General features: G+C 50.5%; 13 protein-coding genes and 2 tRNA genes. 11 read left to right on the top strand and 4 right to left on the bottom strand.

Annotated elements, in window-relative coordinates:
• Positions 1 to 6: 6 nt before the first annotated feature.
• A complete protein-coding gene (locus BLR09_RS08835; RefSeq protein ID WP_218126636.1) occupies positions 7 to 543 on the top strand; it encodes a hypothetical protein in 537 nt (178 codons plus the stop codon).
• 6 nt (positions 544 to 549) lie between these two features.
• Positions 550 to 1,635, top strand: a complete 1,086-nt coding sequence (locus BLR09_RS08830; RefSeq protein ID WP_093200580.1) for a hypothetical protein — start codon at positions 550 to 552, stop codon at positions 1,633 to 1,635.
• A gap of 49 nt (positions 1,636 to 1,684) precedes the next feature.
• Here the strand turns inward: BLR09_RS08830 and BLR09_RS08825 are convergent, their stop codons facing one another.
• From BLR09_RS08825 to BLR09_RS08815, 3 genes are all read right to left on the bottom strand, one after another.
• Complete coding sequence (locus tag BLR09_RS08825) at positions 1,685 to 2,836, bottom strand: cysteine desulfurase family protein (protein ID WP_093200577.1); 1,152 nt, start codon at positions 2,834 to 2,836, stop codon at positions 1,685 to 1,687.
• 414 nt (positions 2,837 to 3,250) lie between these two features.
• Positions 3,251 to 3,335, bottom strand: a tRNA-Leu gene (locus BLR09_RS08820).
• 42 nt (positions 3,336 to 3,377) lie between these two features.
• Positions 3,378 to 3,450: transfer RNA gene (locus tag BLR09_RS08815), tRNA-Gly, on the bottom strand.
• A gap of 275 nt (positions 3,451 to 3,725) precedes the next feature.
• Here BLR09_RS08815 and BLR09_RS08810 point away from each other — a divergent pair.
• From BLR09_RS08810 to BLR09_RS08785, 6 genes are all read left to right on the top strand, one after another.
• A complete protein-coding gene (locus BLR09_RS08810; RefSeq protein ID WP_093200575.1) occupies positions 3,726 to 4,199 on the top strand; it encodes a DUF4293 domain-containing protein in 474 nt (157 codons plus the stop codon).
• A gap of 221 nt (positions 4,200 to 4,420) precedes the next feature.
• The gene (locus BLR09_RS08805) at positions 4,421 to 6,739 is read left to right on the top strand and encodes an ATP-dependent DNA helicase RecQ (RefSeq protein WP_394331402.1); all 2,319 of its coding nucleotides are present in this window, start codon (positions 4,421 to 4,423) and stop codon (positions 6,737 to 6,739) included.
• A 101-nt stretch (positions 6,740 to 6,840) separates the two neighbouring features.
• Positions 6,841 to 8,118: a phosphoribosylamine--glycine ligase gene (gene purD / locus BLR09_RS08800; protein ID WP_093200572.1), complete on the top strand. Its 1,278-nt coding sequence runs from the start codon at positions 6,841 to 6,843 to the stop codon at positions 8,116 to 8,118.
• 72 nt (positions 8,119 to 8,190) lie between these two features.
• Complete coding sequence (locus tag BLR09_RS08795) at positions 8,191 to 9,390, top strand: PSP1 domain-containing protein (protein ID WP_093200569.1); 1,200 nt, start codon at positions 8,191 to 8,193, stop codon at positions 9,388 to 9,390.
• A gap of 45 nt (positions 9,391 to 9,435) precedes the next feature.
• A complete protein-coding gene (locus tag BLR09_RS08790) occupies positions 9,436 to 9,888 on the top strand; it encodes a gliding motility lipoprotein GldH (RefSeq protein WP_093200567.1) in 453 nt (150 codons plus the stop codon).
• Positions 9,889 to 9,906: 18 nt separating this feature from the next.
• Positions 9,907 to 10,530, top strand: coding sequence for an LON peptidase substrate-binding domain-containing protein (locus BLR09_RS08785; protein ID WP_093200564.1), 624 nt, complete (start codon positions 9,907 to 9,909; stop codon positions 10,528 to 10,530).
• Here the strand turns inward: BLR09_RS08785 and BLR09_RS08780 are convergent.
• Positions 10,527 to 11,615: an AI-2E family transporter gene (locus tag BLR09_RS08780; RefSeq protein ID WP_093200561.1), complete on the bottom strand. Its 1,089-nt coding sequence runs from the start codon at positions 11,613 to 11,615 to the stop codon at positions 10,527 to 10,529. The two genes, BLR09_RS08785 and BLR09_RS08780, sit on opposite strands and share 4 nt — an antisense overlap.
• Before the next feature lie 44 nt (positions 11,616 to 11,659).
• Between BLR09_RS08780 and BLR09_RS08775 the strand changes: the two genes are divergently transcribed.
• From BLR09_RS08775 to BLR09_RS08765, 3 genes are all read left to right on the top strand, one after another.
• Positions 11,660 to 12,553: a hypothetical protein gene (locus BLR09_RS08775; RefSeq protein ID WP_093200559.1), complete on the top strand. Its 894-nt coding sequence runs from the start codon at positions 11,660 to 11,662 to the stop codon at positions 12,551 to 12,553.
• A 45-nt stretch (positions 12,554 to 12,598) separates the two neighbouring features.
• Positions 12,599 to 13,402 carry a serine O-acetyltransferase EpsC gene (gene epsC, locus BLR09_RS08770; protein ID WP_093200556.1) on the top strand — a complete coding sequence of 268 codons (804 nt, stop codon included), beginning with the start codon at positions 12,599 to 12,601 and terminating at the stop codon, positions 13,400 to 13,402.
• Positions 13,403 to 13,646: 244 nt separating this feature from the next.
• Positions 13,647 to 14,870, top strand: a complete 1,224-nt coding sequence (locus tag BLR09_RS08765; protein ID WP_093200554.1) for an FtsW/RodA/SpoVE family cell cycle protein — start codon at positions 13,647 to 13,649, stop codon at positions 14,868 to 14,870.
• Positions 14,871 to 15,063: the final 193 nt, after the last annotated feature.

The raw sequence follows: 15,063 nt of genomic DNA, 5'->3' as shown, positions 1-15,063 counted from the left end.
CGACATTTGTTTGATAACGCAGCGCTGACGTTTAGCAATGAAGTTCATATCGAAATCATGGACCACCAGAATAAAGGTATTGAGAAAATAATACAAAACAAAAAACTAGTAAGACACCCGAGTAGGCAAAATATTGATTCATACGAGCAACGATTACTCAGCAAGAGACTTCCCAGCAGAGCTCCAGGAGGTAGCAAAGGGGAAGTAGATAATTATATTGTTGCGGTAGATCTGAGTCATCACTTAAAAAGGGGAATAACTATTTATATCAGTGATGATGAAAAAGCATTAAATGGTACATTATCTGATTGGAAATTGGCTTTTCCTTGTATACACTTTTGGACTTCATGTGACGTAGTATTATTTTTGTATGCAAATAATATAATTCCATCGAAGGACATTGCACGTGATATGATAAAAGACATACTTTCTGTAAGTGCTCCTCCTCAAGAAAAAAGATCGGTCAAGACAACCGGCAATATTGTCAACCGTACAGTAAAGTACAATTCTCTTATCGATAAAATTTATCAACTTTTTAATTAATTTAATATGATTCTCTCTGATATAAATCTTTCAAAAAATCCCTTCAAAGATACCACTCCTTCCCGTACTTCTTCTTTAGTATGGGCTGGCCTTCCTGATCTTAAAAGGAAAATTCAGCAATGCTATGATGAATGTCTTGAGTATGAATCAACCCAACTCGTCCTGAATTGGGGTCCATATGGCGGGGGAAAAACATTTAGCGCTTACTATTTTATGGAAAAATACTCGACCAATACAAAAATTACCCAGATCTATCTTCGAAGCCCCAAGGATGGCAATAAAACGATTAAAGAATTTCAAAAAAACATAATCGACTGGCTATCTTTTGATACTATTTGTACTCATATTTCTCAACTGATCTTACAACATGGACTAGACCAATTTATTCAACTGCTTACTCCTGTTGCTAGTTCTGAATTCGCGAAAGCCATATCACTCATGGGAAGTGGTGATTCGTCAACAAAGCAGCTAATGAATAGATATATATATACAGGTGTAACAAAATCAGAGCTAAAATCACTTGGATTAGCAAAAGACATATCAAGCGATTCTGATATTATCAAATTCCTATCAGGATTGTTTGCATGTTATGCCGGCCATTCTCCTATTTACTCAGGGAAGCTCGTTTTATGGCTAGACGAAATGGAAGATATAATATATTATCCAGCCAAAATTTATAAAGCATTTTCCCAAGTTCTTCGAGATCTTTCGGACAGCTTCTCTGACAATTTGTTAATGTTCTTTAACTTCACCCTCGCCGAGGGCGAGGAACAAACAATCGAGATGCTCTTAGGAACGGCTCTTTGGTCTCGGATTACTAAAAAGATTAAATACGCCGAAATCACGGAACCGGCTGCCAATTCCTATGTTCTTGAGCTACTTAATAACTATTATATTAACCCACAGAATCACACTATAGATCCATCCATAATATCTTCTATCGTCAAGTTAATTCCAAAGAATAGTTTAACTCCTAGAGAAATTAATAAATATTTCAATTCTTTTACAAATTATGTTCTTAGAAAGAATATAAATTCAATTGACTTAAGTGTAGTCAATTCTTGGGCAGAAGAGTTTTCAGAATTTAATTAATTTTCATATACTTTGTTTTACGATATTTGATCCATTTATTACCTTGTTGTTATTTTACAAATTTTTTCCTTTCAATAATTTCTCGCATTTCACATATAACATAATCGACGCTACTGCTATGTACATTTCTGCCGAAAGAAAACCGTAGCGCACCAAACGCCTCATCATCTTTTAACCCCATGGCTTTCAATACATGTGAAGCTTTTAGCACAAAAGACGTACAAGCTGACCCATTAGAAATAGCAATATTCTTAGATAATCCAACTAACATAACTGCATCTAAATTGGGGAATGTAATATTGGTAACATTATATAATCGATGTTCCTTACTTCCATTAATAAATGCTTGGTCGATTTTAAGTAGCGCAGTCTCCAAAGTATCGCGGAGCTTAGATATTGACAATGCATCTACCTCCATCTGATCTCCACTCAATTGACAAGCTTTTCCCATTCCCACTATACCTGCAACATTCAGTGTGCCACTACGAAGTTCATGTTCTTGGCCACCACCATGAATAATTGGCCTCAGCCATATTTTTCGTGAAGATTGACTTCTTATAAAAAGCCCACCTACCCCCTTCGGCCCATAAAATTTATGTGCCGAAAAAGCCATTAAATCAACATCCAGATCGTCCACAGACACAGGCATCTTCCCTACAGCCTGTGTAGCATCCGTCATAAAAAGAGCCCCGACTTCATGTGCCAGTTCAGCCAGCTTTTGAATAGGCTGAATTACTCCTGTTTCGTTGTTCACCAACATCACTGTAGCCAGAGCTGTATCAGATCGAAGCGCCCTGCGAAAATCTTCTACTTCGAGCAGTCCATCCGGCTGAACAGGGAGATAGGTTACCTCATACCCCCTTGTCTCCAAAAACCGGCATACATCCAATACCGCTGGATGCTCCGTTTGAACGGTCACAATGTGCCTTTTATCGTCTAGCCGGTCCTGAAGCACTCCTTTGATAGCCAAATTAATGGACTCCGTTGCCCCGGATGTAAATACGATCTCGTTTGGATCGCAGTCAATTAGATCTGCAACTTGCCCTCTGGCCTTCTTGACAGCATCTGCAATCCGCTGACCGAACAGGTGGCTACTAGAGGCATTCCCATACCAATTCGTCAGATAAGGCATCATAGCCTCCAATACTTCCGGTGCGAGCGGAGTAGTAGCATTGTAGTCGAGATAAATCAGGTCTTCCATACCGGCAAATAATCAAATGTCATCTACTGAAGCTCCTCGCAAAGACAGGCCCTACTTCAACAAAAGCGAATGTGTGCAAAAAGAGAAAACCCGACAACACACCGGTGAGGCGCTCCTCCGGGTATCCGCTCACATGAGCGGCAAACACAAGGGCATAAAAATAGGTGCGAATTATCTTCGGACAAAGGTGAGATCATCTTGCTGCTCGCCCTTCCAGGAAGTTTCGGCCGCTCGGGTATTTTCATTGTCGCAAAAAGAATATCTCCACAAGAAGGGCAAATCACCCCAGTGTGGCCGAGAATTATTCTTCTGGAGAAATCTACGCCTGAAAATGTTGTCCAATTGTTGTCAAATCCCCCCACCCCCAACAAAAAAAGCCAGTCATGATTCTCATCACAACTGGCTCTTACTCCGTACCCGGGACGGGACTCGAACCCGTACGGACATTACTGCCCAAAGGATTTTAAGTCCTTCGTGTCTACCATTCCACCACCCGGGCATGCCACAAAAAAAGCCCCGACTTGCGGGGCTTCGTTTGCTGAGCGAAAGACGGGGTTCGAACCCGCGACCTCGACCTTGGCAAGGTCGCGCTCTACCAGCTGAGCTACTTTCGCTTATTTTTGTTTGCCATTTCCCTTACTTTCGGGACTGCAAAGGTAGGGGGTAAAACACCCTTTTGTCAAGCCCCTTCCGGAAAAAAGTTGAAAAAAGTTTGACGATTCCCCTTCAAAGCCGCCCTATTTCTTTCAAAATCAGCAGGTTTCCGTCCCGCATTTTTTTTCGCAAAAATAACGGCCAATCCCCGTTTCCGCGCTGCCCGGTGCATTTACCCCTTGGGCATTGAGCAATTGTGGCGTACTTTTGCCTTATATCCCATTTGATATAGTCTATGTTGCAACGCCCCCAATCGCTTTTCCTGGCCCTGATCGTCGTATCCATGGGTCTTTACCTCGCCTTCCCCGTCTGGCAGAAAACCATCGGTACCGAATCGGCTACCCTCAACGCTTTTGCGCTTACGTATACGAAAGGTGATCAGACAGTCACCTCCGAAAACACCTTTTACCTCGCGGGCCTGGCCATCGCCGGAGGCCTGATCGCCCTCGCCTCCCTGCTCCAGTTCCGCAACCGGGTCCGGCAGATGTTCCTCAACCTGATCAACACCCTCGTACTGGTCGGGCTGCTCGGCGCCTCTACCTACCTTGCGCACATCCGCGGAAACGGCCTGTTTGCCATCGAAACCCAGGGAAGTTTCAAAATCGGGTTCTTTGTCATCGCCATCGCGCTGCTGTGCAATGTGGCCGCCAACCGGTTCATCCGCTGGGACGAGAAAAAGGTCAAGGACGCCTTCGGCCGGCTTCGCTAGTACTTCTATCTTCTTCATCAACACGGGAAAGCCGGGCTATTTCGCCCGGGAGTGCCCCATTTTCTTTTTCGTAGAGGGATATTCGTTATTTCCGGCCCGGAAATATTTTTACCTGCGAAAAAAGTTTTTTTACTAATTTCAATCCTGATTCCTTCGTTACAGGAGGCAGAATTTCCCCTAGCATACATCAAACCGTTGATTGATGTCGAAGAAAAGTACAAATGGCCATGCTTGATGATCCGTCGTTAAAGGATACCCTTAAGGCAAAGTTGAAAGAGGTCTTCGGGTTCACTCAGTTTCGGGGAGAACAGGAAGACATCATCTGTAATCTCCTTTCCGGCAACCACACGTTTGTCATCATGCCTACCGGCGCCGGCAAGTCGATGTGTTACCAGCTGCCGGCCGTCGTGAGTGAAGGGACCGCCGTGATTATCTCTCCGTTGATCGCCCTGATGAAAAACCAGGTCGACCAGCTCAATGCCGTCGGCGTCAACGCCCAGTTTCTGAACTCGACCCTCAGCAAGTCGGAGATGAACCAGGTGAAGAAGGATGTGCTCAGCGGAGAAGTAAAACTGCTGTACGTTGCACCGGAGTCACTTACCAAGGAAGAAAACCTCGCCTTCCTCCAGAAAGCGAAGATTTCGTTCGTCGCCATCGACGAAGCCCACTGTATCTCCGAATGGGGACATGATTTCCGTCCGGAATACCGGCGGATCCGGCATATCGTCGAGACCATCGATGAAAAGCTGCCCCTCATCGCCCTGACAGCTACAGCCACCCCGAAAGTCCAGCAGGACATCATTAAAAACCTGCAGATGGAGGACTCGACGGTGTACAAATCGTCCTTCAACCGGAAAAACCTCTACTATGAGATCCGGCCGAAGACGAAAGACATTACCCGTCAGCTCATCAAATACGTCAAAAGCCAGGCAGGCAAATCGGGCATCATTTATTGCCTCAGCCGGAAATCGGTCGAGGAAATCGCCCAACTGCTTACGGTCAACGGCATCAGCGCCCTGCCCTACCACGCCGGGCTCGATCCGAGTACCCGCATGGCCAATCAGGACGCGTTCCTGAACGAAGAAGTGGAAGTCATCGTCGCCACCATTGCCTTCGGCATGGGAATCGACAAGCCGGACGTACGCTTCGTCCTGCACTACGACGCTCCGAAATCCCTCGAAGGCTATTACCAGGAAACCGGACGTGCCGGCCGGGATGGCCTCGAAGGCAATTGCGTGATGTTTTACAGCTTCGACGACATCGTCAAGCTCGATAAATTCAACAAGGACAAGCCCGTCACCGAGCGTGACAATGCCAAGTCCCTGCTGATGGAAATGGTGAGCTACTCCAACCTCGGAGTATGCCGCCGCCGGCAGATTCTCGGGTATTTCGGTGAATATTTCCCGAAAGACTGCGGATTCTGCGACAACTGCCTCAAGCCGACGCAGAAGTTCAAGATGCAGGACGAGGTCGAGTGGATCCTCCGTGCTGTGGAACTGACAGACCACCGGTTCGACGGCGCCCACATCGCCGATATCCTGATGGGTATCGAAAACCCGTACGTCGTCAGTCACGGCCACAACAAGCTCGACATGTTCGGCAAGGGCAAATTCAAGCTCGGATATGAGGCCGAAGACGATGACGACGAACCGGAAGAGGAGGAGGACGAAGACGGCAACGTAATCGTCAAGGCAAAACCGAAAACCTCCGGCAAGAAAGACGACGGCGTTTTGACGCCGGAATTCTGGCTGTCGGTCATCAAGCAGCTGACGGTATTCGGATACCTTGAAAAGGATATCGAGAACTACGGAACGCTGAAGCTCACTGAAAAAGGCACGACCTTCCTCGAAGCGCCGTACGTGATCACGCTTTCGAAAGATCACGACTACGAAAACCAGACGGAAGAGAAAGAAGAAGAAAAGGAAGAGTCAGGCACGTCCGCCAAGGCCTACGACGAAGCCCTCTTCGAAATGCTGAAAAACCTTCGCAAGAAGATCGCGAAGGAAAAGAACATCCCGCCGTATGTCATTTTCCAGGATCCGTCTCTGGAAGAAATGGCCACGACGTACCCCTCATCCATTCAGGAGCTGTCGCAGATCAACGGCGTCGGGATGGGCAAGGCCGTCAAGTTCGGTAAAATGTTCGTCGAGATCATCTCGAAATACGTGGATGATAACGATATCGAGACCGCGACAGAAGTAGTTGTCAAGACGACGACCAATAAGTCGAAGGTCAAGATTTTTATCATTCAGCAGATCGACCGGAAGATCAACCTCGACGAAATCGCGGAAGCGAAAGGCCTGAGCATGACGGAGCTGATCGAGGAAATCGAGCATATCTGCTACTCCGGTACGAAGCTCAACCTCGATTACTACATCAATCAGGTACTGGACGACGACCGTCAGGACGAGATTTACGATTACTTCATGAGTGCCGAAACCGATTCGATGGCCGTGGCCTTGAAAGAAATGGGCGCCGAGTACACCGAAGAAGAGTTACGCCTCATGCGGATCAAGTTCCACAGTGAATTAGGCCATTAATACGGGGGAATCTGCGGATTCCCCTTCGTTCCTTTCATTTCCCATACACGCTTTTATCTTTCAGCCTTCAGGCTTGTCTGTACTAGCAATAAACATTTCCGATGAACATCCTCATCGTAGGTTCCGGTGGACGAGAACATGCTTTTGCCTGGAAAATCGCCCAGAGTCCTCTTTGTCAAAACCTTTACGTTGCTCCCGGTAATGCCGGCACCGCCCAGCTGGCAACCAACCTGCCTATCGGTGTCAACGACTTCGACGCGCTGGCCGCTGCCGTTACCGAGCATGCGATTTCCCTGCTGATCGTCGGCCCCGAGGAACCCCTCGTACGCGGTATCCGTGATTATTTCGAAGGCAAGGAAGAGTTCCGCAAGCTGCTCATCCTCGGCCCGGATAAAACCGGCGCCCAGCTCGAAGGGTCGAAAGATTTTTCCAAGAATTTTATGGTGAAGTACGGTATCCCCACGGCGGCGTCACAGACGTTTACCCGGGATACCCTGGAAGAAGGCCTCGCCTACATTGCTTCGCAGCAATTTCCGCTGGTACTGAAAGCGGACGGTCTGGCTGCCGGTAAGGGTGTTATCATCGCCGCTTCTGCCGAAGAAGCCCAGCAAACCCTGCGGGAAATGCTGGTGGATGCCAAGTTCGGGGACGCCTCCAGCAAGGTGGTTATCGAGGAATACCTCCACGGCATTGAACTCTCCGTTTTCGTTTTATCGGACGGAGAAAACTACCATATTCTTCCCGAAGCGAAAGATTACAAGCGCATCGGCGAAGGCGATACCGGACCGAATACCGGCGGTATGGGAGCTGTTTCACCGGTTCCTTTTGCCGACGATGCCTTCCTCAAAAAGGTCGAAGAACGCGTAGTCCGGCCGACCCTCACCGGCCTTCGCAGCGAAGGAATTCGGTATGTCGGTTTCATTTTCGTAGGTTTGATGAACGTTAACGGCGACCCCTACGTCATCGAGTACAACTGTCGCATGGGTGATCCGGAGACGGAAGTGGTCCTGCCCCGGATCGATTCCGACCTCCTCATGATCCTCAAAGCAGCTGCGGAAGGGAAGCTGAAATATGTCAATTTTGCCGTTTCGGATAAAACAGCGGTGACGACGGTTGTCGTAGCCGGCGGCTATCCGGGCGATTACGAAAAAGGGAAGACGATCGTCGTTCCTGAAAAACAAAATTATACGACCATTTTCCACGCCGGAACCAAACAATCCGAGAGCGGGCAGGTGGTCACCAACGGAGGGCGTGTCCTGGCTGTAACGGCCCTGGGTACTTCGCTGGAAGAAGCCCGCAAGCGGTCTCAAACCGCCGCGGCATCGGTCCAGTACGAGGGCAAGTACTACAGACGGGACATCGGCCTGGATCTTTTATAACCGGAATGCCAGAATAGTCAGCGGAAAGCCCCGCTTTCCCTGCCGTTCTTTCATTCTACATGAATCAAAGAAATGGCATGTGCATCGTGTGCGACGGGCGGTTGCGGAAGCATCCGTTCCAAAAATAAATCTGCGGTAGTCTCAGGCTGCAAGAATAACGGAGCCTGCGGAACCGGTGGTTGTAATAAAATGAACGTGTTCGACTGGCTGTCGGACATGGAAGCTCCCGGCCTGGGAATCCCCCAGACACAGCGGAGCAACCTCGTCGAGGTTAAGTTCAAGGGCGGCCGGAAAGAATACTTCCGGAACATCAGCCAGCTTGAACTCTACACCGGAGACCCGGTGGTCGTGGAAATGTCCAGCGGGCATCACCTCGGCTTCATATCCCTTCAGGGTGAGCTGGTCCGGCTTCAGATCGTCAAACGCGGCGTGAAGGAAGCCGATATCCGGCAGGTATACCGGAAGGCGACGCCGAAAGACCTCGAAAAACACGAACAGACCATCGCCCGGGATCTCCCGACGATGTACCGCGCCCGGGAAATCGTCAAGAGCCTGGACCTGAACATGAAGCTGTCGGACGTGGAATTCCAGTCGGACGGCACGAAGGCGACGTTTTTCTATTCGTCCGACGAGCGCGTCGATTTCCGGGAGCTGATCAAGGTCCTGGCCGGTGAGTTCAAGGTGCGGATCGAAATGAAGCAGATCAGCCTACGGCAGGAAGCTGCCCGCATCGGCGGTATCGGCGTCTGCGGGCGGGAGCTTTGCTGCTCGACCTGGCTGACGGATTTCAAGAACGTCACGACCTCCGCGGCGCGTTACCAGAACCTCTCGCTGAACCCGGTGAAACTCTCCGGACAATGCGGGCGCCTGAAATGCTGCCTCAATTACGAGCTCGAAACGTACATGGATGCGCTCCGGGATATTCCGTCGCTTGAAGGCCCCGTCAAAATCCAGAAAGGCGACGCTACGCTCCAGAAAACGGATATCTTCCGCAAGATCATGTGGTTTGGTTTCCGGGGAGAAGACAACTGGTACCCCGTCCCCATTCCGCAGGTACTGCGCATCGTAGAGCTCAACAAAAAGGGCGTTATTCCCCCGTCCTTCGAAGAACTGGAAGCCGCCCCTGTCACACCGCAGACCAAGGCTCCGGCCCTGAACAGCGATCTGGAACAGATGGACCGCAAATACCAGTCGAAAAACCGGTCTCCGAAAAACAAAAAGAAACGCGGCGGTGGCGGCGGACGCCCCCCGCAGAACAACAACAAAGGATAATATGCTTCCCGGAGGCGCCGTGCGCCTCCGGGTATTTCATTTCTTATGCGCTATACGCTGTTCGCCCTGCTACTCCTGGCTGTTGCCTGCCAGAATTCAGCCGTTTTCAAGGACAACGTGGAACTGAAAGAGGCGAAATGGCCGATCAAAACCGTGCCGTCCTTCTCGTTTGACATCAGCGATACGACACGCACGTACAGCCTGTTCTACAATCTTCGGAATACTAAGTCGTACCCGTACTATAACCTGTACGTTACTCGTACGCTCATCGGACCAGACGGCAAGACCATCGAGCGCAAACTGGATGAACTTATCCTTGCCAACGCTACGACGGGAAAGCCGACGGGCAACGGCCTCGGGGACATTTACGACCACAAGTTTCTGGCGGTAAAAGATTTCCGGTTTCCGAAAGCCGGTAAATACACCGTCCGCATCGAGCAGTACATGCGGCAGGATCCCCTGCCGGAAGTCGTCAGCGTAGGCCTTTCAGTGGAATAGTCCAGCAACCCGGCGGATATGGCTTTCCTCCCTCTTTTCCCGCTCAACCTGGTAGCGTTTCCGGGAGAATCCCTGAACCTCCACATCTTCGAACCCCGGTACATTCAGCTTATCAACGAATGCATCCGGGAAGAAAAGACCTTTGGTATCCCCGTATACCTGCGGAATACCATTATGAGTTTCGGGACGGAAATGAGTGTAAGCCAGGTCTATAAACGGTACGAAGACGGCCGTATGGACATCCGGACCAAAGGCAAGCGGGTTTTTCAGCTCGACCGTTTTATCAATCCCGTACCTGACAGATTATATGCAGGCGGAGAAGTTACCCTGCTCGACAATACGCCGTTGCCGGAGGTAATGTCCGGGCTTCTCGACCGGGTCCGGAAGCTGTATCACCTGCTGCAGGTTCCCTTCCATTTTGACCTGGAGACGGGTAATTTTTCGTTTGAAGTGGCTCATAAGGTCGGTCTATCCCTCGATCAGGAGTACGACCTGCTTCGGCTGCTGTCTGAATCCGAGCGGCAGGTATTCCTGATCCGGCATTTGGAAGAAGTACTGCCGGTGGTATCCGAGATGGAGCGAACGAAGGAGCGTATCCGCATGAACGGGCATTTCCGCAGCCCGGATCTGCTCAATTTTTAGTCTTCTGTCGTCTTTTTACGGGAAGAGCGCGGCCTGCTTTGCGCATACTCCGGGTCTCCGAGCAGAAATCCCCAGGGCTTCAGCCCTTCGATGTTATCGCAGATGACTTTGACGATGGCCGTTACCGGCAGGGCGAGTACCAGTCCGGAAATACCCCACAATTGCCCGCCCAAAATCAGCACAATCATCGCCGCCAGCGGATTGACGCTCACTTTCGAACCTACTACATAGGGTGTAATAAAATTTCCCTCCAGAATCTGTACAGCGCTGAATACGCCGATGACGCCGAGGGCATACATCGACGAGTCTTTCGTCACCAGCGCGTACAACGTCGGCAGCAGCGAACCTACCAGTATGCCAATGTAGGGAATCAGCAGGAGTACTGCCGCCAGCGTCCCGAAAAACCACGCATAGTCGATCCCCAGAATCAGCAGACCGGCCGTATTGAGGCAGGCAACGATACCGATGACGAGAACGAGCCCCGTCAGGTATCCCTGAACGACGGTATAGATTTTCCCCAGTACCAGGTCGATCCGGCCGCGGCGTACCTTCGAAAACAGTTTATAAAGAAAGCTCCGGAAGAAATCCCGGTAGAGCAGAATGAAGAATACAAAAATCGGAACGAGGGAAAGATCGGCCAGCATGGAGGTCGTCGACGACAGAAACGATGTCACATAGCTTCCGCTGTTTCGCAGGAAGTCATTGGTGAGTTTCCGGATTTCGGTATTCTGCCGGTTGCGGTCGAGCCCGAGGTAATCTGCTGCCATGTCCTGGGCGCGGTCGACTACCGTAATCATCTTCTGTTCGAACTTCGGAAAGTCGCTGGAAAAGCTCGACATCTGCAAAGAGACGACCCATACGATCCCTGCCAGCACGCCGATGAGCACAATCAGACAGATAAAAATAGCGGCGACACGGGGCAGCCGCCAGCGCTCCATTTTCCGGCAAAGCGGATACAACAGCATGGCAATCAGCAGGGAGAAGAGCAGCAGTGTGACAATACTCTGCAGCATGTACAGGCCGAAGATCGTCGCGATCACGCACAGCAGAATGGCGGCCAGCCGAATGGGGGTAGATGAATCCATGTAGTGGGATTTCCGGCGATTTTCCGGAACTTCGGATAATTTCTATGCTAAAGGCAAAACTACTTCTATTTCTGTTCGGGTTAAAGATTCAGTTCTGTTCCTGCGGGGGCGATATCCGGCATGAAGGGTTCCGGCGCGGGCGGAGCGAGTACCACGTGACGCGCGTCGGTACAATGCCCGCCGTTGCCAACGAAAACTCCGGCCTGGCTACTGCTTCCGGAAAGCCAACCTTCTGGACCCATAATGATTCAGGGGGTAAACCCGAGTTGTATGAGGTTGACGAAAAAGGGCTGTTACTCCGTACCCTGGCCCTTCCGGGCATCCGGAACCGGGACTGGGAGGATATCTCCCGGGATTCCCGCGGGAATCTGTACATCGGAGATACCGGCAATAATACCAACAACCGACAGGACCTCGTTGTTTATATCGTTCCTGAAAGAATAGTAAACGGTCCGGTCGACAGCACAGCCATTCAGGCTATTTCCTACCGGTACGAAGACCAGCGGGTCTTTCCTCCGGAAAAGAAAGACCGGAATTTTGATTGCGAAGCGTTTTTCTTTCATCAGGACAGCCTGTACCTGTTTTCGAAAAACCGCGGAGACCGAACCGTGAAGCTCTATTCCATGTCGGCGCGACCGGGTAATCAGGTCGCACGGGTGCAGGACCGCCTGCCATTGCGGGGCATGGTCACCGCCGCGGATATCAGCCCCGACCGGAAGACCTTCGCCGTACTGACCTATGGAAAAGTATTCTTTTTCGGGGTGGAAGACGGAAAGATCAACTTTCGCCGCTCGCTTTCCTGTCTGAAGGTCGGGCGCGGTCAGGTAGAGGGGCTGGTTTTCGTTCGGAATAATGAGCTACTGCTCACCAATGAAAAAGGGAAAATTTTCCGGATCACCCGAAAATCAGGAACCTATTTGGCCGAAAAGGCTTATTAGAGAACATGCGCCCGGTGGCCGTCTTGCATACATAAAACGAACTCTATGCTTCCCCAAGATTTTCTCCAGGAACTGTACCTGAGACATACCCGGACGGAGACCTATCCCCCGACCTCCTCCGTAGCCCGTCTGGTGACGAAGCTGATCCTGCTGCTCTTTCCGGAGCAAACGAAGAAGCATTATTCGTCGGCCGAAAAACTGGGCGCCGCCTTCGACCGGGTAGAGGAAGAACTGGGCGAGCTTCTCGGATCTATGCAGGGACAGTTACAGGAGCCGGCTGCGGTCATTGCCCGAAAATTCATGGTTCAGGTACCGGGTATTTATGCCATGTTGCGGTCGGATGTTGCGGCGATACTTCAGGGGGACCCCGCAGCGACATGCGAATATGAAATCGTTCGGGCCTATCCCGGATTTTATGCCGTCGCCTTCTATCGGATTGCGCATGCGCTGTTTGAGTTGGAAATACCTCTGCTTCCCCGCGTACTGACCGAATTTGCGCATTCCCGGACGGGAATTGATATTCACCCGGCAGCGGAGATCGACGAGCACTTTTTCATCGATCACGGTACGGGCATTGTTATTGGCGAAACGACGGTCATTGGCCGGAGCGTCAAGTTATACCAGGGCGTTACGCTCGGCGCTTTGAGTGTCAGCAAGGAGCTGGCATCCCAGAAGCGGCATCCGACGGTAGAAGACGACGTTGTGATCTATTCCGGAGCGACTATCCTTGGCGGTGAAACCATCATTGGGCACAATAGTATTGTCGGCGGAAATGTCTGGCTTACCAAAAGTATTCCGCCCTACACCAAGATCTATCACCAGGCGCAGATCCATATCAAGCAGGATTAACAGCTATCCTTCTGAAGAGGCTGTCTCACGCAAGTCGGACAGCCTCTTTCTGTGTATTCTGTGCTTTCTGTGAGAAATAAAATTCTGGCTCACAGAAAGCACAGAATACACAGAAAAACCCGTCGGTAAGGTGTTCTTTTCCAGCGGATAAAGTCCTGATTTTTTTTGTTCATTTTATTTTGTCTTTCCAATTGTAAATAATTTACATTTGTAAACTTAATTTACCCGTTCACCCTTCGTTTCTATGACTCCTGAACGACTTCGCAGTTACCTTCGGATGGAGGGTGACCGGACCATCTGGAAAATCGTACTGGCTTTGCTGGCGATCGGTCTGGTCGTAGTTCTTTCTGCGCGTGGTACGTATGAATTCCGGAATCTGCCGGGAACGGAGTCGTTCCTCATCAAACACGTTCGGGATATCGCGATTTGCCTGGCGATTATCTTCATCTGCCATCACCTGCCGTTCGGGATGTATTCCAATCTCTCCCGGCTGATGCTATATCTCTCGGTGGTTCTGCTGATCCTGGTGCAGCTGATCGGGGTGGAAATGGGCGGCGCAAAGCGCTCGCTACCGATCCCGATCCTGTCGGCGTTCATGCCGTCTGACTTAGCGAAATTTGCCCTGATCGCCAACCTGGCCTCGATGCTTGCCAAGCGTCTGAATGCCAACTACAAAGATCCCCTGGTGTTCGTCCCGCCTATTTTCTGGTGCGGCATTCTGGGTCTGTTGCTGGCACTTAACTCCGGTAGTGCAGCGTTGCTGCTGATGGCTCCGTGCTGGCTATTGATGTTTATCGGGCAGGTTCCGATGCGGTATTTGTTTTACCTGACATTGGCGGGAGTCATGGCTTTTGCCATCGCCTGGGCTATCGGATCGCGGGGAGCCACATGGGAAGGCCGATTCAGTCGCCCTACCAACGTTGTTTCTCAACTCATCCAGAAAGTACGGCCGCCGGAGCGCCTCACGCCGGAAGACCGGCGGATCGATTCTCAGGAAGAATACAGCCTTGTCGCAGTCGCCTCAGGAAGCTGGTTTGGCCGGGGTCTCGGAAACAGCCTTCAGCGAAATTTCATGACGCAGGCCTATTCCGATTTTGCCTATGCCATTCTGATTGAGGAATGGGGCTTCGCAGGAGGCCTGGTAACACTGGCCCTTTATCTTTTTCTCTTGTATCGAAGTGTCCGGTACGTAGCATTCCGGAAACTGAGAAAAGCTGAATACGAAAGCGGGCAGGCATTTGGGTATTTTCTGGCTGCTGGCCTGGCGTTCAGCCTCGTCCTTCAGGCCCTTGTGCACATGGCGGTATCCGTTCAGTTGATTCCGGTAACAGGTCAGACATTACCCCTTATCAGTTGGGGAGGTTCGTCGCTGATCTTCACCGGCGTTTCGATCGGAGCCATTCTGAGTGTAAGCCGGGAGGCCGAAAACAAGCTCCTGCCTAAACCCCAGGAACCCGCAACTGTATAATTTTTTTGGAGATATCTACTTACCCGTCGTTCTTTTGCAGAATGGCTGGTGCTCCGAAAAGAAGCTTAGCTATTCCACCACACCGCTGATAATCAGTCCGTTACGCAAGAAACTTTCTCAAGCGGCGCGCGAAGCGTTTGCCCTTAATTTCCTGCGAATCAACGGACTGCGTTTTTTGAATAGTAGTCAGGTT

The sequence above is a fragment of the Siphonobacter aquaeclarae genome (genome assembly GCF_900103285.1).
Taxonomy (GTDB): domain Bacteria; phylum Bacteroidota; class Bacteroidia; order Cytophagales; family Spirosomataceae; genus Siphonobacter; species Siphonobacter aquaeclarae.
The sequence above is the reverse complement of the archived record's forward strand: the minus strand, read 5'-3'. Positions and strand labels throughout refer to the sequence as shown.